This window comes from Thermococcus sibiricus MM 739 (assembly GCF_000022545.1).
GTDB lineage: Archaea > Methanobacteriota_B > Thermococci > Thermococcales > Thermococcaceae > Thermococcus_A > Thermococcus_A sibiricus.
The window spans coordinates 1,677,592-1,698,060 of sequence record NC_012883.1 but is presented as its reverse complement, the minus strand read 5'-3'; the positions used below and the strand labels follow the sequence as shown (position 1 = coordinate 1,698,060).

26 protein-coding genes are annotated in these 20,469 nt (G+C 44.4%); 16 read left to right on the top strand and 10 right to left on the bottom strand.

Annotated features, from left to right (window positions below; all coding sequences use genetic code 11):
- Positions 1-20 precede the first annotated feature (20 nt).
- Genes TSIB_RS09185 through TSIB_RS09170 form a run of 4 tightly spaced genes read left to right on the top strand, consistent with a single transcriptional unit; the run spans position 21 to position 3,163 of the window.
- Positions 21-1,115: an ABC transporter ATP-binding protein gene (locus TSIB_RS09185; protein ID WP_015850154.1), complete on the top strand. Its 1,095-nt coding sequence runs from the start codon at positions 21-23 to the stop codon at positions 1,113-1,115.
- A 9-nt stretch (positions 1,116-1,124) separates the two neighbouring features.
- On the top strand, positions 1,125-1,754 hold the full coding sequence (locus tag TSIB_RS09180) for an ABC transporter permease (protein WP_015850153.1): 630 nt from the start codon (positions 1,125-1,127) through the stop codon (positions 1,752-1,754).
- Entirely contained in the window at positions 1,741-2,358 is a 618-nt protein-coding gene (locus TSIB_RS09175; protein ID WP_015850152.1) for an ABC transporter permease, read from the top strand. The genes TSIB_RS09180 and TSIB_RS09175 overlap by 14 nt, the downstream gene beginning before the upstream one ends.
- A 1-nt stretch (position 2,359) precedes the next feature.
- Positions 2,360-3,163, top strand: coding sequence for a glycine betaine ABC transporter substrate-binding protein (locus tag TSIB_RS09170; protein WP_015850151.1), 804 nt, complete (start codon positions 2,360-2,362; stop codon positions 3,161-3,163).
- 16 nt (positions 3,164-3,179) lie between these two features.
- On the opposite strand, the gene TSIB_RS09165 is transcribed toward TSIB_RS09170, so the two are convergent.
- Together TSIB_RS09165 and TSIB_RS09160 are read right to left on the bottom strand one after the other, a co-directional pair.
- Entirely contained in the window at positions 3,180-3,629 is a 450-nt protein-coding gene (locus TSIB_RS09165; protein ID WP_228359841.1) for a ferritin family protein, read from the bottom strand.
- Between the two features lie 113 nt (positions 3,630-3,742).
- The gene (locus TSIB_RS09160) at positions 3,743-4,045 is read right to left on the bottom strand and encodes a ferritin family protein (protein ID WP_015850149.1); all 303 of its coding nucleotides are present in this window, start codon (positions 4,043-4,045) and stop codon (positions 3,743-3,745) included.
- Between the two features lie 225 nt (positions 4,046-4,270).
- Here TSIB_RS09160 and TSIB_RS10480 point away from each other — a divergent pair, with 225 nt between their 5' ends.
- The 8 genes from TSIB_RS10480 to TSIB_RS09125 all read left to right on the top strand — a co-directional run bounded on the left by TSIB_RS10480 (position 4,271) and on the right by TSIB_RS09125 (position 11,124).
- Positions 4,271-4,426, top strand: coding sequence for a hypothetical protein (locus TSIB_RS10480; protein ID WP_187146407.1), 156 nt, complete (start codon positions 4,271-4,273; stop codon positions 4,424-4,426).
- A complete protein-coding gene (locus tag TSIB_RS09155) occupies positions 4,423-5,721 on the top strand; it encodes an RNA-guided endonuclease InsQ/TnpB family protein (protein ID WP_015850146.1) in 1,299 nt (432 codons plus the stop codon). Before TSIB_RS10480 ends, TSIB_RS09155 begins: the two co-directional genes overlap by 4 nt.
- A gap of 304 nt (positions 5,722-6,025) precedes the next feature.
- Entirely contained in the window at positions 6,026-7,159 is a 1,134-nt protein-coding gene (gene pstS, locus TSIB_RS09150) for a phosphate ABC transporter substrate-binding protein PstS (protein ID WP_015850145.1), read from the top strand.
- Between the two features lie 34 nt (positions 7,160-7,193).
- Positions 7,194-8,003 (top strand): sugar phosphate isomerase/epimerase family protein, encoded by an 810-nt coding sequence (locus TSIB_RS09145; protein ID WP_048160644.1) that lies wholly within the window; start codon positions 7,194-7,196, stop codon positions 8,001-8,003.
- Positions 8,003-8,944: a phosphate ABC transporter permease subunit PstC gene (pstC, locus tag TSIB_RS09140; RefSeq protein WP_015850143.1), complete on the top strand. Its 942-nt coding sequence runs from the start codon at positions 8,003-8,005 to the stop codon at positions 8,942-8,944. The genes TSIB_RS09145 and pstC overlap by 1 nt, the downstream gene beginning before the upstream one ends.
- Complete coding sequence (gene pstA / locus TSIB_RS09135; RefSeq protein WP_015850142.1) at positions 8,931-9,767, top strand: phosphate ABC transporter permease PstA; 837 nt, start codon at positions 8,931-8,933, stop codon at positions 9,765-9,767. The genes pstC and pstA overlap by 14 nt, the downstream gene beginning before the upstream one ends.
- On the top strand, positions 9,764-10,525 hold the full coding sequence (locus TSIB_RS09130; protein WP_015850141.1) for a phosphate ABC transporter ATP-binding protein: 762 nt from the start codon (positions 9,764-9,766) through the stop codon (positions 10,523-10,525). Before pstA ends, TSIB_RS09130 begins: the two co-directional genes overlap by 4 nt.
- A complete protein-coding gene (locus tag TSIB_RS09125; RefSeq protein ID WP_015850140.1) occupies positions 10,522-11,124 on the top strand; it encodes a phosphate signaling complex PhoU family protein in 603 nt (200 codons plus the stop codon). The genes TSIB_RS09130 and TSIB_RS09125 overlap by 4 nt, the downstream gene beginning before the upstream one ends.
- Positions 11,125-11,313: 189 nt before the next feature.
- Here TSIB_RS09125 and TSIB_RS09120 read toward each other — a convergent pair whose 3' ends face one another.
- Both TSIB_RS09120 and TSIB_RS09115 read right to left on the bottom strand, forming a co-directional pair.
- Positions 11,314-11,790, bottom strand: coding sequence for a ferritin family protein (locus tag TSIB_RS09120; protein ID WP_015850139.1), 477 nt, complete (start codon positions 11,788-11,790; stop codon positions 11,314-11,316).
- Positions 11,791-11,802: 12 nt separating this feature from the next.
- Positions 11,803-12,273 (bottom strand): peroxiredoxin, encoded by a 471-nt coding sequence (locus tag TSIB_RS09115; RefSeq protein ID WP_015850138.1) that lies wholly within the window; start codon positions 12,271-12,273, stop codon positions 11,803-11,805.
- A gap of 92 nt (positions 12,274-12,365) precedes the next feature.
- Between TSIB_RS09115 and TSIB_RS09110 the strand changes: the two genes are divergently transcribed.
- Positions 12,366-12,896 (top strand): GNAT family N-acetyltransferase, encoded by a 531-nt coding sequence (locus tag TSIB_RS09110; RefSeq protein ID WP_048160642.1) that lies wholly within the window; start codon positions 12,366-12,368, stop codon positions 12,894-12,896.
- A 65-nt stretch (positions 12,897-12,961) separates the two neighbouring features.
- Here the strand turns inward: TSIB_RS09110 and TSIB_RS09105 are convergent, their stop codons facing one another.
- The 4 genes from TSIB_RS09105 to TSIB_RS10330 form a co-directional block, all read right to left on the bottom strand.
- Complete coding sequence (locus TSIB_RS09105) at positions 12,962-13,486, bottom strand: ferritin-like domain-containing protein (protein WP_048160949.1); 525 nt, start codon at positions 13,484-13,486, stop codon at positions 12,962-12,964.
- A gap of 212 nt (positions 13,487-13,698) precedes the next feature.
- Positions 13,699-14,223 (bottom strand): 5-(carboxyamino)imidazole ribonucleotide mutase, encoded by a 525-nt coding sequence (purE, locus tag TSIB_RS09100; protein ID WP_015850135.1) that lies wholly within the window; start codon positions 14,221-14,223, stop codon positions 13,699-13,701.
- Positions 14,213-15,334, bottom strand: coding sequence for a 5-(carboxyamino)imidazole ribonucleotide synthase (locus TSIB_RS09095; protein ID WP_048160639.1), 1,122 nt, complete (start codon positions 15,332-15,334; stop codon positions 14,213-14,215). Before TSIB_RS09095 ends, purE begins: the two co-directional genes overlap by 11 nt.
- 207 nt (positions 15,335-15,541) lie before the next feature.
- A complete protein-coding gene (locus TSIB_RS10330) occupies positions 15,542-15,703 on the bottom strand; it encodes a peptide-methionine (S)-S-oxide reductase (protein ID WP_228359840.1) in 162 nt (53 codons plus the stop codon).
- 73 nt (positions 15,704-15,776) lie between these two features.
- Between TSIB_RS10330 and gapN the strand changes: the two genes are divergently transcribed.
- The 3 genes from gapN (at position 15,777) to TSIB_RS09080 (ending at position 18,694) form a co-directional block, all read left to right on the top strand.
- The gene (gene gapN / locus TSIB_RS09090; protein WP_015850133.1) at positions 15,777-17,297 is read left to right on the top strand and encodes an NADP-dependent glyceraldehyde-3-phosphate dehydrogenase; all 1,521 of its coding nucleotides are present in this window, start codon (positions 15,777-15,779) and stop codon (positions 17,295-17,297) included.
- Positions 17,298-17,377: 80 nt separating this feature from the next.
- Positions 17,378-17,554, top strand: a complete 177-nt coding sequence (locus tag TSIB_RS09085; protein ID WP_048160637.1) for a MarR family transcriptional regulator — start codon at positions 17,378-17,380, stop codon at positions 17,552-17,554.
- A 51-nt stretch (positions 17,555-17,605) separates the two neighbouring features.
- Entirely contained in the window at positions 17,606-18,694 is a 1,089-nt protein-coding gene (locus TSIB_RS09080) for a VIT1/CCC1 transporter family protein (RefSeq protein ID WP_015850131.1), read from the top strand.
- Here the strand turns inward: TSIB_RS09080 and TSIB_RS09075 are convergent.
- Together TSIB_RS09075 and TSIB_RS09070 are read right to left on the bottom strand one after the other, a co-directional pair.
- A complete protein-coding gene (locus TSIB_RS09075) occupies positions 18,683-19,438 on the bottom strand; it encodes an ABC transporter ATP-binding protein (protein WP_015850130.1) in 756 nt (251 codons plus the stop codon). The genes TSIB_RS09080 and TSIB_RS09075 overlap by 12 nt on opposite strands.
- Complete coding sequence (locus TSIB_RS09070; RefSeq protein ID WP_015850129.1) at positions 19,435-20,469, bottom strand: FecCD family ABC transporter permease; 1,035 nt, start codon at positions 20,467-20,469, stop codon at positions 19,435-19,437. Before TSIB_RS09070 ends, TSIB_RS09075 begins: the two co-directional genes overlap by 4 nt.

Here is a 20,469-nt window from a genome sequence, read left to right as displayed (position 1 = left end):
TCTCTTTATGGTGAGGGGAGATGCTCTTTAATAGAATAGAGAACGTTGAGCTCAGGGATGTTACAAAACGCTACGGGGATTTTATAGCTGTTGACCACGTTAACCTTGAGGTAATTGGCGGCGAGCTCTTAATACTCATAGGGCCGAGTGGCTCCGGAAAAACAACCCTTTTAAGGACGATAAACCGTCTTATAGAGCCCGATGAAGGAGAAGTTTTTATCAACGGCCAGAACATTAGGGATTTTGACGTCGTGGAGCTCAGGAGGAGCATTGGCTATGTCATCCAGCAGATAGGTCTCTTCCCTCACATGACGGTAAGGGATAACATAGGGCTTCTTTTGAAACTAGAAGGGTGGGTTGAGGAAGAGATTGAGGAGAGGGTTAAGGAGCTTCTCCGCCTTGTTGCCCTCCCTGAAGAGTTTGCTGTCCGTTATCCGCATCAGCTGAGTGGTGGCCAGCAACAGAGGGTTGGCCTCGCAAGGGCTCTGGCTTTGGATCCGCCCTTACTTTTGATGGACGAACCTTTTGGTGCTCTGGACCCGATTTTGAGAAAACAGCTTCAGAATGAGTTCGTTAGAATAAAAGAAGCCCTTGGAAAAACCATTGTTTTCGTCACCCATGACATAGAAGAGGCCTTCAAGCTTGGCGATAGAATTTCGATAATGAAGGAGGGGAGGCTTGTTCAAGTCGGATACCCCGACGAGCTTGTTCTTAACCCTGCGGATGAGTTTGTTGCTCAGCTGGTTAACGCAGACAAGAAATTCAAACATCTTGACACGCTCAGGGTCAAAGATCTCATGATAGGGGTTGAGAATTACACGGTTGAAATCAAGAGCAAGGAAAAACTGCTCAAGTGGATGAAAGAAAAAAACCTTGAATTTGCAGTTATAGTCGAGAATACCACCCTTAAAGGAGTCACGGATTTAAAATCTCTCCTGAATTCACACAGCATTGAGGAAGCCCTTCGGGAACCTATAGTGTTCTCTCCCGAAGACTCTTTGGCTTCGGCCCTAGCGGAAATGAAAAGTAAGAACGCTTTTGTTGGGATTGTTGTCGAGAAGGAAAAGCCGGTTGGGGTCCTGCTCGCCAACGAAGTTCTCTTAAGACTCCTGTGAGGGTCTGCAATGGATATCCGATGGGTATGGGAGAGCCAGAATCTTACGAAAAGAACTGTTGAGCACCTTTGGATGTTTGGAGTAGCTCTGGGTTTGGCCCTCATAATAGGCGTTTTTCTTGGTTTTGTTCTTTATAAGAGGCCGAAGATTGCTGCATTGACATTCAACATCCTCAACGTGATTGAGACTGTCCCCACGCTGGCACTGCTCGTTCTCTTTCTCCCAATCCTTGGACTCGGCGAGAAGCCCACGATAGCTGCTTCCGTCCTCTATTCGATACTCCCCATAGCGAGGAACACGTACACGGGTCTTACAAGCGTTGAGAGGAGCTACCTTGAGGTGGCTGAGGCCATAGGGTTAAGTGAGCGGGAGATACTCTTCAAGGTCCGGTTCCCGCTCGCCCTGCCGCTTATAGCGGCCGGCGTAAGGATAGCCGTTGTATTTACCATGGGAGTAGTTACCTTGGGTGGGCTTGTGGCTGCCGGGGGCTTGGGCGCCCCAATTCAAACGGGGATACACCTCTATGACAGGGACATAATAGTAGTGACCGGTCTGTGGGTCGGAATTTTAGCGTTGATCCTCGACGGGGTTGCTGCTTTGATAGAAAACTATTTGAGGGAGCGCTATGGTAGGCGTTGAAAGAGTGGCTGGTGCATTCACTGAGCATCTGATGCTAACCTACGCTTCCCTTTTCCTTAGCATAGTCGTTGGAATCCCCCTTGCTGTACTCTCTCTCAAGAGTAAAAGAGTAGCTTCCATTATAATGGGATTTGCAAACCTCGTCCAAGCGATACCGAGTTTTGCCGTTGTTGCAATAGTGGTTCCCCTACTAGGAATAGGTTTTACTCCAGCTGTCTTTGCAATATTCCTCCGTGCCCTCCTTCCAATAGTCAAAAACACTTATGTTGGGCTTAATGAAGTCAATGAAGCTATGATAGACGCTGCCAGAGGTATTGGACTTACCGAGTGGGAAATTATAAGGTACGTTCGTTTCCCCCATGCTTATCCGGCAATGTTTGCGGGAATTAAGTTTGCAGCGGTTTTAGCTAACTCGATAGCTATCCTTACGGCGATAATAGGCTCAGGTGGTCTAGGAAGTCTGGTTTTTGAGGGCCTCGCAAGTTTTAACACGGACAAAATTATTGCCGGATCTCTTCCGGCTATTTTAATGGCGGTCTTCATTGACCTGAGTTTCTCCTACATGGAGAGGAGATTTATCCCTAAAGGAATTGGAGGTGGTTGATATGAAGATTGTAATAGGGGCCAAGCCCTTCAACGAGCAGAAAATCCTCGCCCATATACTCGGAAAGCTCTTTGAACGGGCAGGGTTTGATTACGAGGTCAGAGTAAGCGAGCCTAGACTGGAGGCAAACCTTGAGGCACTCGAAAAGGGGGAAATAAATGTCTACGTCGAATACACGGGAACTGCCTACAACGCACTTCTCAAACTCCCGCCCATGAAAGAGTGGTACCCTGAGAAGGTCTTTAATGCAGTTGTGGAAGGTTTTAGAGAGAGGGAGATACAGATCTTCGCCAGGCTTGGCTTCAGGAACGACTTTGCCCTGGCTGTAAGAAAGGATTTCGCCAAGAAAAATTCCCTTGAGACCATAAGCGATCTGGCGAAGATATCAAAGAATCTTGTCTTTGCCTGCCCGGGCCCTTATATTGAAAGGCCGGACGGTCTTCCGAGGCTGAAAGAAGTTTATGACCTGGAGTTTAGGGAGATTAAGCCCCTAATGCCACCCCAGATGTATGAGGCCATCTCGAAGGGAGAAGTTGACGTGATAACAGCCTTTACGACAGATGCAAGGGTAGAAGTGTTTAATCTAAAAACCCTTAACGACGACAGGAAAGCACTTCCCCCTTATGAGGCAATTTTGATTGGCAGAGAACTTCCCGAGAAGGTTGAAGAGGCTTTGAGACTCCTTGAAGGAAAGATTACCGTTGAGATGATGAGAGAACTCAACCGGAAGCTGGACTTCGAGGGGAGAAAAGAAGAGGAAATAGCGGAGGAATTTGTGGGTAATCTCTTTGATGAAATGCATTAAAAGAAAAAAGAAAATCTCACTCTTTGTATTTTTCAATGAGTTCCGCGAGAAGCTTGTGGTGTTCCTGCTCGTTCTTAACTAGCGCCTCTGCTAGGCCCTTAAAGAGCGGGTGCGTCATCTTATCGACCATCTTTTGATATGTCTCTATCATGTCCCTCTCTATCTCAAGATGCATCTCGGCAAAGCGCTTGACAAGGGCTTTCTGCTCCGGTGCAAGTTCTATTTCTTTGATCTCCTCTATGGGCCCCTCGCCTGCAAGTTTCTCAAGTTCCTTCTGGGCGTTAAGTATGGCCTCCATTAAATGCTTGTGAATTATTGTGTCAACTGCTATCCTCCCTACGATTTCTTCAACTTTCGTGTATCTAAGACCTTGTCCTCTTATGCGAGCGAGGCCATCTGTATAACTGGAGGCGGCCTTCTTCTCAGTCTCATACGCCTTCTTAACAAGTGGTTCAACCATGTACATCACCAAAATTATATGAACATCAAACCTTAATAACTTTTTTCATTGCATTCAAAAGTACGTTAATATACTGCACAGTGCACGAAAATCAAAGAAAAACATGGAAAAAGAAAAGCTCAAAGTTCGACCTTTATGCCGGTCTCTTCCTCAACTTCCTCGAAGCCATCTTTCATATACTTCGCAAGCTCCTTATCAACCTCAAAGAGCGCCGCGAGGAACTCTCCAAAGTGCTCCTTCTCCTCGTTGGCAACGTCGTAAAAGATGTGCTTTATCCTCTCGTCCTCTATAAGTTCAGCCAGTTGCTCATAGAAGCTTATAGCATCGAGTTCGGCTTCAATCGCCCATCGGAGGGCTTGGGCTATTTCCCTCTTTGATAGGGGCCTATCCTTCGGAAGTTCAAAAGGGTACTTCGCCAGCATTATATCACCACCTTATAATATGTCCCGGTGTTAATAAGTATTTTCGATAATGTCAGGCATACTGTCAGGATAAGCCATGGGACGTTGAGCTTAAGTTGCTGACTTTTCTCTTTTTCAAGCATCGTCCTTTAGGGTGGGGTACAGTCTTCAAAAGATCAGCAGGTATTGGGGAAAGCGGGGAAAAGTTTAAATACTTGTATTTTTTAATATTTAATAGGTGTGGACATGGGCGTCATAACGATATCCGTTGATGATGAGGTCGAGAAAAAGTTCAGGGAACTCGTGGAGAAGAAATATGGAAAAATTAGGGGAGCCTTAGGCGTGGCCGTAACCGAAGCAATGAAACTCTGGATCAAAAAAGTCGAGGAAGAGGAAGAATGAAGAGGAGCGTAACAGTAAAACTCCAGCCATCAAAAGAACAGGAGAAAACCCTCTTCGAATTAGCCCAAGCCACGGCAATAATATGGAACAAACTGAATTACGAGAGATTAAAACAGTTCAAAGAATTCGGAAAAATAGACTTCGCAACAACAGAGAAAGAAGCCTACCACACTTTCAAAGACTGGGTTGGAGGCTCAACAGTCCAACAACTGGCAAGAAAAAACGCCGAGGCTTGGCGGAGCTTCTTCACCCTCATAAAGAAGAAAAAGAAAGGAGAACTTCCCTCTTGGCTCAAGCCAAGACCGCCGAAATTCGTCAGGGAAAAGCGTGGGAGAAAGCTCTTTGTCATCCCATTGAGGAATGACCAGTACAGGGTTGAAGGCAACGTTATCGAGCTGAGGCGCCTCGGAAAGTTTGGAAGAGTAAAAATCCAGTTCAAGGGGAGAATACACCTGAAAGGCAAGCAGGGGCGTTTAGAGATTGTTTACGACGACGTGAAGAGGAAGTGGTACGCCCACATCAGCTACACCGTTGAGGAAAAGCTGGAAGGCAATTCCTGGGTCAAACTTCCCAGAGAGCCCAAAGGAAACCTCACAGCTGGAATTGACCTCGGAGTGAACAATTTAATGGCCGTTTACGTTGAGAATGGGGAGAGCTTTCTGGTCAATGGTAGGCCATTGAAAAGCATTGCTTTTTACTGGCAGGAAAGGATTAGTGAGTACCAGTCGAAGCTTAACAAGAGTGGGGCTAAAGCGAGCAGAAAGCTAAAGAGAATGCACGAGAAGGCAAAACTCCAAGCAAGGCATTACATTAACACTGCAGTTAGGCAGACGGTTAGAAGACTTTACGATTTGGGAGTTTCGAGGATTGTGGTTGGCTATCCAAAGAAAATCGCGAGAGAGCCTGAAAAGGGCAAGAAGCAGAACTTCCTCCTCTCTCACGTTTGGAGGTTTAACTACGTGATTAAACGCCTCAAGGAAGTTGCGGAGGAGTATGGTATTCAAGTCTTGCTTGTTGATGAGGATTTCACTTCCCAAACTTGCCCCCTCTGCGGCCAACGTCATTCTAATGGGAGAATCTTTAGGGGTTTATTCAAGTGCCGTAGAGAGGGCGTTGTAATGAATGCCGATTTAGTTGGGGCCTTTAACATTTTGAAAAAAGCCGTGAAAACGATAACCCCGAGCCTGTCGGGTTTAACGGCGGGTAGGGGTAACGGGGGGAAGACCCTCCCCGAGGGGTTGAAGACCCACTTTATCTTGGGTCTGAATGAGACCCCTCAAACCTCCCCGCCCTGAAGGGCGAGGGTTCGGCTTAACCCCTCGCCATTGGCGGGGAGGAGGTCAGGACTTTTGAAATAGCTTTCTGAAGCCATTCAGTAGTGTCAATTTATGTTAGTATCAAAGATCAGTCTTCTTTCGCTGGACCAGTTTTAGCAGTTTTGTGTTCTTCGGGTGTTAGTATTCTCTTCAAGAAGTGTGTTGTTTTTATTAATATAGTGCCTCATAACTATATGTAAGCCTGTAGAAAATATATACATATATATTTTATTGCGACAATCTTTATATTTAGGTGAAGATCATATATGATCGGTGAATTCCTATGAGGAAAAGAAAGCTTGTAAGCCTCGTGTTAGTGTTTGTGTTGGCTCTTGGGCTTATAGCGAGCGGATGCATAGGTCAGGGAGAAAAAACAACGACTGCAACCGGAGAAGATTCACAGGGCCAGGTGATTATGCGTACTGCCGGTGCAACCTTTCCGAAGTATCAAGTTCAGAAATGGATTGAAACCTACCAAAAACTCAATCCAAACGTTAAAATTGAGTACGAAGGTGGTGGAAGCGGACACGGTCAAGATGCTTTTCTAAAAGGGATCACTGACATTGGAAGGACTGATCCACCGGTTAAAGAACCAACTTGGAACAAGTTCCTTGAAACAGGCGACCAGCCGCTTCAGTTTCCAGTGGTTGTTGGAGCAATCGCCATAGTTTTCAATGTGCCGGGTGTTGATGAGCTCAGGCTCAGCAGGGATGTCCTTGCAAAGATATTCCTCGGTGAGATCGAGTATTGGGATGACGAAGCGATAAAGGAGCTCAATCCAAACGCAAACCTTCCCCACGAAAAGATAATCGTTGTCCACAGGAGCGATTCAAGCGGAACAACGGCTGTATTCACAGCGTACCTCTCTCTGATAAGCAGTGAGTGGGCAGAAAAGGTTGGCGATGGAAAGGTAGTTGACTGGCCTGTGGACAAGATGGGAAGGGGAATTGGTGGGAAGGGTAATTCAGGTGTTGTTGCGGTTCTAAAGCAAACAAAATACAGCATAGCATATACAGAGCTGTCTTATGCAATAACTGAAAATCTTCCCGTTGCAGCCATAGAAAACAAAGCTGGGAAATTTGTTAAACCAACAGAGGAGACAATTAAAGAGGCAGTTGCGAAAGTTAAAGCTTTCATCCCGGATCCAACAGAGGGTTACAAAGAAGATGTTAAGCAGTTGCTGGATGCACCAGGGGAGAACTCGTATCCAATTGTTGCATTCTCGCATTTCCTTGTCTGGCAGAATAGGGGTGGAAAGCACTACAGTCCAGAGAAAGCTAGTGCAATCAAAGAGTTTCTCAGATGGGTTCTTACGGAAGGACAAAAGTCGGAAAATATTGCACCTGGTTACGTTGGATTACCAGAGGAAGTTGCCGAGATAGGTCTTAAGGCCGTTGATATGATCCAGACGAGCTGATTTTTCATATTTCAATTTTCTTCCGGTGATAAAAATGAAGGTAGGAGTAAACTCCTATATAATCAGGGAAATCTCAGGAAATGGATTTTCTATTGATGAACTACCAATTGATGTTATTGAGCTCGGCTTTGATGGTCTTAGAGGTCTAACTGATAAGGGTATAGACTGGGATGTCCTTCATGGTTTGCTAACACTTGACGTTGAATTTACACTTCACGCGCCTACCTCGGATGGAAGAAACATTAGAGTTGACCTCTGCGTAAATTCAAGAAAGAATATAGAGATTATGGAGAATGTTTTCGAAATAGCCCGGACGCTCGATGCAAAATACGTTGTTGTTCACGGAGGTGATATTAAGGACAGCTACCATAAAGCCCTTGTGAACACAAGGAAACAAATGATGGAGCTTTCCGCAGTGGCTGAGGAGTACGGGGTCAAGCTAGTCATTGAAAACTTAATTGATAACAGGATTGGTGCATTTCCGCATGAGCTAATTCCATTTCTTGAAGAAAACGTTTCCGTGTGTTTCGATATAGGGCATGCCTTTATAAACTCACTCAAATACGGGCTCGGCGTAGAAGAGTACATGCTACTACCTGGAATAGAGCATGTGCATCTTCACGACAATAACGGGGCAAAAGACGAGCACAGGGCCTTAGGTGAAGGGCGCATTAATTTTGACGACTTAATCCCAAAAATACTTTCTCTGAGGCCAAAGAACGTGATCTGGGAGATAAGGGATTATTGGGACAGGGAAAATGTTTTGAGAAGTATCCTTTCGGTTAAGAGAGTTAAGTACGTGAGGCCAGCTTTCCCAATAAGAGTCAGCAAGAGGGGATTATGATGTCTGCTCTACTAAAGGTGGGAAAGAGGAAAGTTAATCTAAACCACATCTTGCTTCCCTTTGTAGGCTTTGTCTTTGGGCTTTTCCTCCTTATGCTACTTGTCTATGTATACAACTCGATGCCAATATTTCACAGAGAAGGTCTTGATATATACATTAAAAACGTGTGGAAAGCTGCTGAAGAGCCCAGCGAGGAATATTACGGTGTGCTCGCGGCAATATGGGGTAGTTTATATACTTCTGTAATAGCAATACTCGTGGCCTTGCCGCTTTCTTTAGCTTACTCGGTTTTTGTCGTTGATTATGCTCCAAAAAGGATTAAAGAGTGGCTAATAATCCTTTCGGATATTATGGCTGGTTTGCCCACGATAATATACGGAATATGGGGAGTTTTTGTCCTCGTTCCCCTTTTAAAGAGGGTCGTTATGCAGCCCTTATATGATTACCTATCCTTCTTGCCCATATTTTCCTATCCCCCAATAACGGGGTTTAGTTATTTCTCCGCCGGTGTTTTACTTGGGATAATGGTGACCCCATTCGCTGCAGCCATAATACGAGAAGCCTATCAGATGATACCATTCACTTACCGCGAAGCAATTTACAGCCTTGGTGCAACCCAACTTGAGGCGACAAAAATCCTGCTGGGATATATAAAGCCGGCCGTTTATTCAGGTATAATCTTAGCGTTTGGGAGGGCTATTGGAGAAACTGCGGCAGTCAGCTTGGTGATAGGGAACACGTTCAACTTGAGCTTGGCTTTATCTGCTCCCGGATACACAATATCATCATTGATAGCAAACCAGTATGGAAATGCCTTCATATATGAGTATATGACCTCGGCTCTGTTTTCTGCTGGTTTGGCCCTATTTGCAATAGGCTTGACCGTTAACTTGGCGGGACTTTATCTCTTGAGGAGGTGGGAAGCAAATGTCAGGCTATAAGGTAAGAAAGCTCAAGGAAAAGGTGTTTTTAGGTCTTGTTGGGACTTTAGTGGTGTTGATGTTCCTCCCTCTCTTTCACATAGTTTACAGCGTATTTAAGAATGGTATCCACGTAATTTTGAATAGGGGGATAACCTTCATAACCGGAACACTTTCAGAGGGCGGTATAGGGCCCGCTATTCTCGGAACTCTATTTCTGACCCTTCTTGCCTCTCTAATGGGTCTTTCGGTTGGTTTTTTTGTAGGGGTATATGCCTATGAATACCCGAAAAGCATACTTGGAAGGGCGACCAAGTTCCTGCTCCAGATAATGCTCGAATTTCCGACGATACTTGTGGGAGTCTTTGTCATGCAGATTTTGGTTGTCCCAATGGGCACGTACTCAACCCTTGCTGGAGCGTTAGCACTGGCGATAATAATGATACCCTATGTTGCGGTTTACACACATGAAGCAATGAGACAAATTCCGTTCGCATATAGAGAAGCAGCCTTTTCCCTTGGAGTAACAAGAGTAAAGGCTGTTTTTAGAATCTTAGTGCCAATGGCAAAGAGAGGAATTTTAACGGGTTTCCTCATAGGGATTGCTAAGGTAGCCGGCGAAACGGCGCCTCTTCTTTTCACGGTTGGCGGTTCATATGAGACATATCAAATTGGCATTGGAAAGCCCGTTGGAGCAATTCCACTATTAATCTACAACCTAATCCAGAGTCCTGCACGGGAACACCACGAGATCGCATGGGGGGCATCGTTGATTCTACTTCTGATATTCTTTGGAATATTCATCCCGGTAAGACTCAGCCTCAGGGAGGTGAGGATGTTATGAAGTTTGCGCTTGAAACTGAAGATCTTAGAGTTTACTACGGGGACAATATGGTGATTAAGGGTGTGGACTTGAAGGTTCCAAGAAATACTGTCTTTGCTGTTATGGGGCCAAGCGGATGTGGGAAATCGACTATGCTCAGGGCATTCAACAGGCTCCTTGAGCTCAACGAAGAAGCTAGAGTAGAGGGGAAAGTTAAAATCTTTGGAAGAGACGTTTACAATCCAGAAGTTGATCCGATTGAAGTCAGGAGAGAAGTTGGCATGGTTTTTCAGTACCCTAACCCGTTCCCCCACTTGACTATATATGATAATGTTGCAATAGGGCTGAAGCTAAATGGACTTGTGAGGTCAAAGGGGGAGATAGATGAAAGGGTTGAATGGGCCCTGAAGAAGGCGGCATTATGGGATGAAGTGAAGAACAGGCTCAATGACTATCCCTCAAACCTAAGTGGTGGGCAGAGGCAGAGGTTGGTACTTGCAAGGGCTCTCGCAATGAAGCCAAAGATTCTGCTGATGGATGAGCCTACAGCAAATATAGACCCCGTTGGAACAAAGAAAATAGAGGAGTTACTTTTTGAACTCAAGAACGAATACACAATAATCTTGGTTACCCATTCTCCAGCACAAGCTGCCAGAGTGAGCGATTATGTTGCTTTCATCTATATTGGTGAACTCGTAGAGGTGGGGCCTACAAGGAAGGTTTTTGAAAATCCTGAACATGAGCTTACCGAACAGTACGTTACGGGGGTGTTGGGATGAGAAAACTCTTGGATTTAGGATTAAAGCAAATTGAGAAGATACTCCAGGAGATGGGAGGCACGGTTTTGGAGTGCGTTAACTCCCTTGAAAGTGTCTTAGGAGGGGAGGGTGATAGCATAGAAGATAATTCAAGCAAGCTTCACATCCTCAGGAATGAGCTTGTAGAGATTGCAACCGAACTCCTAGTAAGGTATCAACCAATGGCATCTGACCTGAGGTATATTCAAGCATCAATAGATGTAAGCTACGACTTATATAGAATTTCAAGGTATTCTATGGAAATAGAGAGGACACTGAAAATAACAAACCCAGGATGTGAATTTGAAAGATCAAAACAAGCACTTAAAATTGTCAAGAAAATGGTTGAGCTTGCACTCAGAGCTTTCTTGGAAGGGGATGAAACATCTGTCGGGAGGCTTTTAGAATCAGACGAAAAGGTGGATAAGCTTTATCTAGCAAGTATAGAGGAACTCAATAAGGATTCGAACATCTGTAAAGCCGTTGAGGCTTTGATACTCAGACATCTCGAAAGGATGAGCGATCATACAACATACATTGGTGGCTCAGCAATTTATGTGATAAAGGGAGAGCGGATTTGATCACTAAGGGGCGAGACCTGAAATTCCAAGCAGCCTGTTAAATCAGGTACTTTTCGTTTTTAATACCTTATTCCTGAGATTGAAAAGAAACCTGGAAAGAGTCTTGGGCTTATACTCACCTCAAAACCATTTAAAAATTGCGGAAACAAAACCAAGTAAGCTTTTAACTATCTACGAAACAGCCCATTTTCAATCCACCTCAAGGCTAAAATCTTGGTAATCCATCCATATCCCTGTTTTCATCACAGAGTCATATTGGGCCTTGAGCAGCTCGTAGTGGCTCTTTTCTACCTTTGCCAGCTCCCTGAAGATTTTCTTAAGATTTTCATCCTCCGCTTCTTCTGCAGCCTCCTCATAAAATTCCCATGTGAGTTTTTCCTGTTCCATTCCTAATTCTACAGCCTTAACTTCACTTATTTCTCCCTCGTATTTTGGAGTAAGTTTTTGTAAAAGCTCTTTGTCGACCTGTGGAACTTCCGGGTTTTGGAGAAGCTTCTCCACGAACATCTTCTCAAAAACGTCCCAATGTTCAGCTTCTTCCCCAGCTAAAAAGAGGAACATCCTTTTTGCCCTCTCATCCTTTGCCTTTTTAGCCATTTCGATATAAAACCTAAGCTCTGCCTTTTCAACCTCCAAAGCCAGTGCAAGTGCGTTAATCTCTTTCATGTAATCACCCGTTTAAATCTGGTTTTCTAGAGATATTAATCTTTTGGCCTCCTCGAGTACTTCTTTCGCGTGTCCTTTTGCTTTTACTTTTATCTTCTTCCAAAGTATCTCGCCCTTCGGGCTGAGGATGAAAGTGCTCCTTATCGCGCCCTCGTATTCCCTGCCGTAGCGCTTCTTCTTTCCCCACGCGCCGAGGCCTTTATGAAGCTCAGCGTTTGGATCGCTGATGAGTCTAATCTTTAATCCGTGTTTTTCCTTGAATTTTCTGTGACTTTTGGGAGAATCGCAGGAAACACCAATCACCTGAAAGCCGAGTTTCTCAAACTCCTCAATAAGTTCCGTGAATTCCTTTGCCTCGGTTGTACAGCCGGGTGTGTTGTCCTTGGGATAGAAGTAAAGAACTGTCCACTTGCCAAGGACAAAGTCGCTAAGTGGCTTTTCATTTCCATCTTCATCCAGAACTTTAATGTTAAGGTATTCCATACGACCACCAAGTTTATTAGGATGACCTAATTAATAAATCTTTTTACCGCAACCCTTTTTAGAAAACTAGGCTAAATCTTATGGGAGGCAACATGGAAATCATAAAAGTAAAAAACTCACTTTCTCTAAAAGAAGAACTCTTGAGATTTGTCTTCAGAGTTTATAAGGGCACGAACGGTGCCTATCCAGCGCTGGAATGGGTAGAAAACAAGCCATCTCCTGATGATTTTGAGAGGTTTAAAAGGGTCTACGAGCCCTTCCTTGAGTTTCGCCTTGGAAAAGAGTTCGACGAGCTCTACATTCTTAAGGGCAAGGATGAAAAAATAATCGGCACCATGGCGCTGGTTTACAACCTTGAGGGTAAGGATGTCTGGTGGGTGCCAGAGGAGATTAAAAACGAAAAAACAGGCCTCATCGAGTTCGTCATGGTTGATCCATCTTATAGGGGCAAAGGCCACGGCTCAAGGCTCCTTGAATTTGCGTTTAAAAGGCTGGGAGAACTTGGAAAAGACCCCTACGTTATAACATTCCCGGATCTTGAAGCATATTCGTACTATCTTAGAAAGGGCTTCATCAAGGTGATGGACTACAAGGAGTTCGTCGTGTTGAAGAAAAAGAACTAAAGGAGGGGTTCGGTTCTTATTTTTGCCAGCTTTGTCTTTATATCCTCGGAAGATTAAATCAAATCTCAGAAGTTGAAGTTTATATCCTTTATGAGCTGGTCGTAGAGCTCTTCCTTATACACATCCGGATACTGCATGATATACTCATACTGCTTCTTGAGAATGTTAAAGTGTTGCCTCTCCATATCTGCGAGCATTTTTAGTACAAACTTGGTTTTCTCGTTTGCCCCATAGCTTGCGAGCTCTTTGTAGAGTTTTTCACTCACAAGCTCGGCCTCCATGGCTATCTCGTAAACTTCGTCAAGGTTAAAATCCGGCTTCTTTATAGCCTCGGCCATCTTTTCAGCAATAACCTTGAACTCGCCCATGACCTCTATCTCAATCTTTTTGGGCTCTCCTTCACTCTCTTTAAACTTTTCGGCCATCTTCTCTATTATCTGTCTATGCTTGTCCTCCTCCTTGGCCAGAAACAAAAGCTCATCTCTAATAATGTCACTTTTCACAAGGGACGCCATCTTTTCATAGGCTTCTTTTGCCTTTATTTCGGCATTTAATGCAATTTCAAAAACTTCCTTGTCGGTTATCTCCATGTTCATCACCATTTTTATGTTTGTTATTGTTCCTATTAACGTTTTCGGAGGACACTTTTGAGTTTTCTTGAATAAAAAATCAAAACAGAGCAATAAAAGTTCCCTCGCTGGTAGTTCCTTGGGAGAACTAAAATTGTTTCTGGGCTCTTTATTCTTGATTTTTCTTTGAAAGCCTCGCACTTCAGGGCGGGGAGGAGGTCAGCCCCAATGCTTCACCCGTTGAGTCCTTCTCCGAGGTATTTTGCCCATCCTATCTTTTCAAGCTTCTTGGCTTTCTCTTCAACGGTTTTTCTCATTTCTTCCCTGTATTTCTCCAGCTTTTCTGCAATCTCGGGATACTTTATCGAAAGTATTCTCAAGGCGAGCAGGGCAGCATTTTTGGCATTGTTTATTGCCACTGTCGCTACTGGCACTCCGCTAGGCATTTGGACTATCGAGAGAAGGGAATCCAAGCCATTCAAAGCCTTGCTCTTGACAGGAACCCCGATTACTGGAAGAGTCGTTATCGAAGCTGTCATTCCTGGCAGATGAGCAGCCCCGCCTGCGCCTGCAATTATAACTTCAACACCCCTCTCTCTTGCCGTCTTGGCGTATTCATACATCCTTTCTGGAGTTCTGTGGGCTGAAACTATTGTTATTTCATACTCTACACCAAATTCCTCGAGAACTTTAGCAGCTTCCTTCATGACCGGCAAATCGGAATCGCTACCCATTATAATTCCTACTTTAGGGGTCATCTCCCACCACCTTAATAATTCTCTTGACTTTTTGGGCAACTTCTAGGGCTTTACCTAAGTCCTTATTAACAACGGTAACGTGCCCCATTTTTCTTAAAGGCCTAACAACAGGTTTGCCGTAAATATGCACATACACCCCAGGATATCTCAGGGCTTCCTTCATTCCGAGAACTTTTGGTCTTCCATAGCCTTCGCCCAGAACGTTGAACATTACGGCAGGGACCAGAAGCTCAGAGTTTCCCAGTGGCAGACCGGTAATGGCTCTTATGTGTTGCTCAAACTGGCTTGTCATGCAGGCTTCTATTGTATAATGACCTGAGTTGTGAGGCCTGGGGGCCACTTCGTTTAAGAGAACCGTGCCGTCTTTTGACAGGAACATCTCAATCCCAAATATTCCTACCCCGTCTAGAGCCTCAACGACTTTAACTGCAATGTCCTGGGCCTCTCTAGCGATATCTTCATCTATTCGAGCTGGAGCCACTAGGAAATCAAGGATGTTTGCCTCGTTAAAGACCATCTCTACTACTGGATAGACTTCAATGTTCCCGTCTTGATCCCTAGCAACCATTACTGCTATCTCTTTCTCTATTTCTACGAACTCTTGAAGCATTGAATCTGTTGGGAGGAGCTTGTCAAGTTCCTTCTCGGTTCTTATGACCGCCACACCCTTCCCATCATACCCTCCCCTTCTCGTTTTTTGAACCAAGGGAACGCCGAATTCAATGGCCTTTTCCGTGAGTTCATCTCTATCGGCCCTTATGAATTTTGGAATCGGGACACCTGCTTTTTTCATGGTCTCCATCTGAACGAGTTTGTCTTGAATTATCTCAAGTATTTTTGGAGAAGGGTAGACTGGATATCCCTCTTCTTCTAGCTCTTTTAGGACTTCAACATTTATGTGCTCTATGTCATACGTTAGGACATCTGAGATTTCAGCGAGATTCCTTATCTTCTCTCCGTCCATGAAGCTCCCTGTTATTTTGACGTCTGCTAAACCACAGACTGGGCATTTTTCTTGAGGATCTAACACTGCTATACCAAAGCCCAGCTTCCTGGCTTCTTGAGCCATCATTTTTGCCAACTGTCCACCACCAATTATTCCGATCATCATAAACATATCAATGTAAAAATTTTAAAAACTTATCGGCATTTTTTACAAGAATTAGTCAACCATTGAAAAACCTAGTCCTGCCTTTCTTGAACTCACGAGTCTTATCACTTTCCGTTCTGGTCAGACGCAACGACGACAAGTTAGGCCCATCGGAATGGTCTGTGTTTTAGGATACCAGGTTTGGGTCGTACAGGGCTTTTAAGGCCTCTATGTGCCCTTTTTCATCCGTGGAAGCAATTTAATAGGTGGGGTTTTCAATTTCTCACCGGTATAACCCGCTATCGCTTCAAAGACTCCCGGCTGTCTCTCAAAGGTTGCCTCCATACACCAGAAGCAACCGCCCGCAAATATGGCCTCTTTTAGTCCCATAACTATCACGGTATCACCATTGGTGAGCAAAGCTTAAATATTCTTGGGTATCATTACATATCGGTGATTAGAAATGGACAAACTTGTCCACAACAAGATTTTCGACGGGATATACCGCCCGGGAGAAGACGGCATCCCGGAGTTCAAGGCATACGTTGCAGGGCAATGGGTCTTTGGAGAAAGTTTTTCCGAAGTGAAGAGCCCCATAGACGGCCGGATTATAGCGAGGGTCTCAAGGCTCAGCAGGGACCAGGTCGAAGAGGCCTTAGCAAGGGTTTACGAAAAGGGTAGAGAAGAGATAAGGAACTATCCCGGGGAGAAGAGAGTGCAGAGCTTCCTAAAAGCGGCGGGACTCATGAGGGAAGCCTTTGAGGACTTCGTGAACGTTCTGATACTCGATGCAGGCAAGCCCAAGAGCAACGCCGTTGGTGAAACAAAGGCCACTATCGAGAGGCTCGAAAAAACGACCTTTGAATCGAGGAGGATGCTCGGTGATTACGTGCCAGGCGACTGGAGCGAGGAGACTCTTGAAAGTGAGGGAATAGTGAAGAGGGAACCCTACGGATTGATACTCGCCATAAGCCCCTTTAACTACCCGTTGTTCATCTCGGCAGCCAAAGTAGTGCCTGCCCTGCTGAGCGGAAACACCGTATTGTTGAAGCCTGCGTCCGCCGATCCCTTAGCCGCTATCATGTTCGTTAGGGTCTTAGAGCTCGCGGGCTTTCCGAAGGAGAGCTTTGCACTCCTGACAATCCCGGGAAGCTTTATGGACGATGTTGTGAAGGACAGGCGCATAAGGGCGATAACATTTACTGGGAGCACCGAGGTGGGGGAGCACATCATAAGAACGGGCGGAATAAAGGCCTACCACCTTGAACTCGGAGGAAAGGATCCCGCCATAGTCCTCGATGATGCCAATCTGGAGCTGGCGAGTGAGAAGATCGTGAAGGGTATGGTGAGCTTTTCCGGGCAGAGGTGTGATGCGATAAGACTCATCCTGGCACAGGAGAAAATCTACGAGGATTTAAAGGCGAGAATACTTGAGAAGCTGAAAGGCATGGAGCCCAGGAACCCACTGGAGGACGAAAACGCCGTGATGGGTCCGCTGATTGACGAAAGCTCCGCAGAGTACATTGAAGAGGTTTATAAAGACGCCGTGGAGAAGGGGGCGAGGCCTCTAACGGAGTTCAGGCGGAAGGGCAACTACGTGTGGCCTATCCTGCTTGAGGTTAGCAAAGAAAAGATTAAAGATCTCAGAGCCTTTAATGAGGACGTTTTTGGATCGATGGCCCTTCTCATCAAGGTGAAGGACGAGGATGAAGCTATAGAGATAGCCAAATCCTCCCGCTTCGGGCTTGATGCCTCGGTTTTCAGCGAATGCGAAAGGAGGGCGAGAAAGGTCGCTAGAAAGCTTGAGGTTGGCAGCGTCTTCATAAACGAGTACCCGAGGCACGGGATAGGTTACTATCCCTTCGGAGGCATGAAGGACAGCGGCGTTGGAAGAGAGGGCATAGGTTATTCCGTAGAACAGTTCACGACGACAAAAACCATAGTGCATAACTTCAAGGGCTATGGTGTCTGGGAGTACCTTTGATTTTCTTTTTTGTTTTGAACTGAAAACTTTATAAGTTTTGAAATCTAACTTCATAATGCAAAATTTTCAAGGTGGGGACTATGAGTGAGGAGATAGTTTTCAAAGTTTTAAAGGAATCTGGAAAGCCTCTAAAGAGTGCTGAAATAGCAGAAATAGCTGGAATTGACAAGAAGGAAGTTGACAAAGCAATTAAAAATCTCAAAAAGGGAGGAAAAATCATTTCGCCAAAGAGGTGCTACTACGCCCCTGCAGAGTGATTTCCGTTTACTTTATTAACCCTCAAATTTTTACATTTTTGGTGGGCGAAGATGGAGGAAATGCTGAAATTAGCGAGTCAATTTTACGAGGACGAATACAAGGACTCTGTTCTTTATGCATCCTTGAGTAGAGATGAGAAGGATCTCAAGTTGAGAGACGAATTTTTAAGGCTATCTCACATTGAATCCAATCACGCAAAGTTCTGGCACGGCTTTTTGGACAAGAGAGGCAAAAAACCGAAAAAAATAAAGATAGGCAGGCTCAGTTTCTTTTTTGTGAAAATGCTTAGGAAGCTTTTAGGGCCAGGAACTGTTGTTTCTTTGCTTGAAATGGGAGAAAACTCGGCCATTCAGAAGTATTTTAACTTTCTAACAAAATACAAGCTTAGTGATGAAGAAAGAGAAGTGATTTCGAAGATAATTATAGATGAGCTTGAACATGAACACTTTTTCTATGAAAGCAAGAAACGCTTTCACGTGGAGAACATAAGGGATTTTGTTCTCGGAATGAATGATGGTCTTGTAGAGCTTTTGGGAGCGGTTACTGGACTTTCAGCAGTCTACGTTCATAATCCAAAGATAGTGGGGATTAGTGGTCTGATAGTTGGAGTAGCAGGAGCACTTTCTATGGGAATAGGTGCTTTTATCTCGGTTAGATCTCAAAGACAGGTAAATGAGAGTGTAAAAGAGAGAATGGAGGTGCTTTTTAGAGTCTCTCCAGAGAGAGCAAAGGGAGAGCTTATGGAAAGGCTTTTAGAAAGCGGCATGCCAGAGGATGTTGCAAGAGAAGTTGCAGAAAAACTTTCTTCTAATGAAAGTGCAATGATAAATCTTCTTGTGCAGGGTGGAAATGAGAATGAGATACGTTCTGCTTTCTATACGGGCTTGGCCTATTTAACGGGAATAATCTTTCCAGTGTTGCCATATTTTATTGCCTCATCATCTTTGCTTGCATTGCCTTTCTCAATCTTTCTGGCTGGAACTGCTCTGGCAGTGGTTGCAAGTGTTATCTCAATACTTTCAGGGATTTCAGTAAGGAAAAAGATCTTTGAGATGGTTGTTACTGGACTAGGTGCAGCGTTCTTAAGTTATCTCTTTGGAAAATTAATGGAAGGCCTCTTTCACATATCAGCTCTCTAAAGCTGGAATTACTATGGGAGTACCTTCAACTTCCGCAATAACGCCCCTGACCCCATAAACCTCTTCAAAAAGTTTCGGTGTGAGAACATCTTTGCCCCCATCTTTTATTATTTTTCCACTTTTCATGAAAACAAACCTGTCTGCAAAGCGTAATGCCAGGTTAACGTCGTGCATGATAATTATGGATGTTTTACCGGACTCTGCAAATTTTCTTGCTATTTTCATCACCTCCATCTGGCTTTTTAGGTCAAGGTTGTTTGTGGGTTCGTCCATTAAAAGTATCTCCGGTTCTTGAGCAAGGGCCCTGGCTATATTTACTTTTTGTATTTCTCCTCCGCTGAGTTTGTTTAAGGGTTTTAGTGCCAAGTGGTCAATTTTAAGCCTTTTTAGAGTCTGTTTGACAATTTCAATATCTTCCCTTGATGGTGTGAGTCCTATATATGGTCTCCTGCCCAAAAGAACCGTATCAAAAACCCTCATAAAACCGGGAATAATACTCTGAGGCACGTACCCTATTATTTTTGCAAGTTCTTCTCGGGAGCACCGGTGTAAAGGTTCTCCAAAAATTTCAACTTCTTTACACCTGAAAATTCCCGCAATACACTTCATAAGAGTGCTCTTTCCAGCACCATTTGGGCCCAATATGGCAACTAATTCTCCTTGTTCAACTTCCAAAGAGATATCATGCAGGATTTTTGAACCATTGTAGCTAAAATTGAGATTTTTTACTCTCAAAACCTTCATCTGCCTCCCTCCATACGCACTAACAGGTAGATAAACATTGGAGCACCTAAAAATGACGTCACAACACCAACCGGCAAGGTAATTGGTGAAAAAAGAAGTCTTGCAATCGTATCTGCAGTGAGAAGCAGAAAGGCGCCCATTAGGGCGGAAAGAGGTATTAAAAATCTGTAGTCCCCACCGAAGAGAAGTCTAACGGCGTGAGGTGCTATTAGTCCAACAAACCCTATAACTCCAACAAAAGAGACACTAATAGCTGTCAGAAAAGTTGCTAAAAATGTTGAAATTACTCTTGTCTTTTCCACCTCAACCCCTACGGATTTTGCAATCTCATCCCCGAGTGCAGAAGCATTCAAGTCCCATCTTTTCATGATAAAATAAGTAAAAACAGCCGTAAAACTTATTCCAAGCATGATATCTTCCCTCCAAGTTGTCCTTCCAAGATCCCCAAAGCTCCAATAAACCATCGCAGCAAGTTGAAGTTCATCTGCAAAATACTGTATAAGTGTGGTTAAGGCTACAAAAAGGGAACTCATTGCGATTCCTGAAAGTATTATGGCTTCCGGGCTTAATCCTTTCAATTTTGCGAGGAGTAAAATAATGGCAGCTGCACTCATTGCACCGAGAAATGCAAATAATACTACCGCATAGGGATTATTCACAATTATCTTACCTGAACTTTCAGAATAGCCTGCTCCCAGCAGAATGGCAATAGAGGCCCCAAACATTGCCCCATGCGAAACCCCCATAGTGAAAGGACTTGCCAGAGGATTTCTCAGGAAACCCTGCATAACCGCACCTGAGATTGCCAATGAAGCTCCCACGAGAATTCCAGCAAGCACTCTGGGAAAACGAATGTTCCATATTACCATGTTGGATTTATAATCTCCTCTTCCAATCAATACTCTGATAACCTCATCTATTGAAAGATTGTAGCCCCCTTGGGAGATGGAGAAAACGCTAACCATAAATATGAGAATAAAGAGAAAAAGGCCCGCTAAAATTCTATTTGCAATGTATTTCTCATACTCCAT

Bases quoted from the DNA above. Each gene is read 5' to 3' on its own strand.
- TSIB_RS09185 (WP_015850154.1), top strand. From the start codon at position 21: ATGCTCTTTAATAGAATAGAGAACGTTGAGCTCAGGGATGTTACAAAA.
- TSIB_RS09180 (WP_015850153.1), top strand. From the start codon at position 1,125: ATGGATATCCGATGGGTATGGGAGAGCCAGAATCTTACGAAAAGAACT.
- TSIB_RS09175 (WP_015850152.1), top strand. From the start codon at position 1,741: ATGGTAGGCGTTGAAAGAGTGGCTGGTGCATTCACTGAGCATCTGATG.
- TSIB_RS09170 (WP_015850151.1), top strand. From the start codon at position 2,360: ATGAAGATTGTAATAGGGGCCAAGCCCTTCAACGAGCAGAAAATCCTC.
- TSIB_RS09165 (WP_228359841.1), bottom strand. From the start codon at position 3,629: ATGTACATGGTTGAACCACTTGTTAAGAAGGCGTATGAGACTGAGAAG.
- TSIB_RS09160 (WP_015850149.1), bottom strand. From the start codon at position 4,045: ATGCTGGCGAAGTACCCTTTTGAACTTCCGAAGGATAGGCCCCTATCA.
- TSIB_RS10480 (WP_187146407.1), top strand. From the start codon at position 4,271: ATGGGCGTCATAACGATATCCGTTGATGATGAGGTCGAGAAAAAGTTC.
- TSIB_RS09155 (WP_015850146.1), top strand. From the start codon at position 4,423: ATGAAGAGGAGCGTAACAGTAAAACTCCAGCCATCAAAAGAACAGGAG.
- pstS (WP_015850145.1), top strand. From the start codon at position 6,026: ATGAGGAAAAGAAAGCTTGTAAGCCTCGTGTTAGTGTTTGTGTTGGCT.
- TSIB_RS09145 (WP_048160644.1), top strand. From the start codon at position 7,194: ATGAAGGTAGGAGTAAACTCCTATATAATCAGGGAAATCTCAGGAAAT.
- pstC (WP_015850143.1), top strand. From the start codon at position 8,003: ATGTCTGCTCTACTAAAGGTGGGAAAGAGGAAAGTTAATCTAAACCAC.
- pstA (WP_015850142.1), top strand. From the start codon at position 8,931: ATGTCAGGCTATAAGGTAAGAAAGCTCAAGGAAAAGGTGTTTTTAGGT.
- TSIB_RS09130 (WP_015850141.1), top strand. From the start codon at position 9,764: ATGAAGTTTGCGCTTGAAACTGAAGATCTTAGAGTTTACTACGGGGAC.
- TSIB_RS09125 (WP_015850140.1), top strand. From the start codon at position 10,522: ATGAGAAAACTCTTGGATTTAGGATTAAAGCAAATTGAGAAGATACTC.
- TSIB_RS09120 (WP_015850139.1), bottom strand. From the start codon at position 11,790: ATGAAAGAGATTAACGCACTTGCACTGGCTTTGGAGGTTGAAAAGGCA.
- TSIB_RS09115 (WP_015850138.1), bottom strand. From the start codon at position 12,273: ATGGAATACCTTAACATTAAAGTTCTGGATGAAGATGGAAATGAAAAG.
- TSIB_RS09110 (WP_048160642.1), top strand. From the start codon at position 12,366: ATGGAAATCATAAAAGTAAAAAACTCACTTTCTCTAAAAGAAGAACTC.
- TSIB_RS09105 (WP_048160949.1), bottom strand. From the start codon at position 13,486: ATGGAGATAACCGACAAGGAAGTTTTTGAAATTGCATTAAATGCCGAA.
- purE (WP_015850135.1), bottom strand. From the start codon at position 14,223: ATGACCCCTAAAGTAGGAATTATAATGGGTAGCGATTCCGATTTGCCG.
- TSIB_RS09095 (WP_048160639.1), bottom strand. From the start codon at position 15,334: ATGATGATCGGAATAATTGGTGGTGGACAGTTGGCAAAAATGATGGCT.
- TSIB_RS10330 (WP_228359840.1), bottom strand. From the start codon at position 15,703: ATGGGACTAAAAGAGGCCATATTTGCGGGCGGTTGCTTCTGGTGTATG.
- gapN (WP_015850133.1), top strand. From the start codon at position 15,777: ATGGACAAACTTGTCCACAACAAGATTTTCGACGGGATATACCGCCCG.
- TSIB_RS09085 (WP_048160637.1), top strand. From the start codon at position 17,378: ATGAGTGAGGAGATAGTTTTCAAAGTTTTAAAGGAATCTGGAAAGCCT.
- TSIB_RS09080 (WP_015850131.1), top strand. From the start codon at position 17,606: ATGGAGGAAATGCTGAAATTAGCGAGTCAATTTTACGAGGACGAATAC.
- TSIB_RS09075 (WP_015850130.1), bottom strand. From the start codon at position 19,438: ATGAAGGTTTTGAGAGTAAAAAATCTCAATTTTAGCTACAATGGTTCA.
- TSIB_RS09070 (WP_015850129.1), bottom strand. From the start codon at position 20,469: ATGGAGTATGAGAAATACATTGCAAATAGAATTTTAGCGGGCCTTTTT.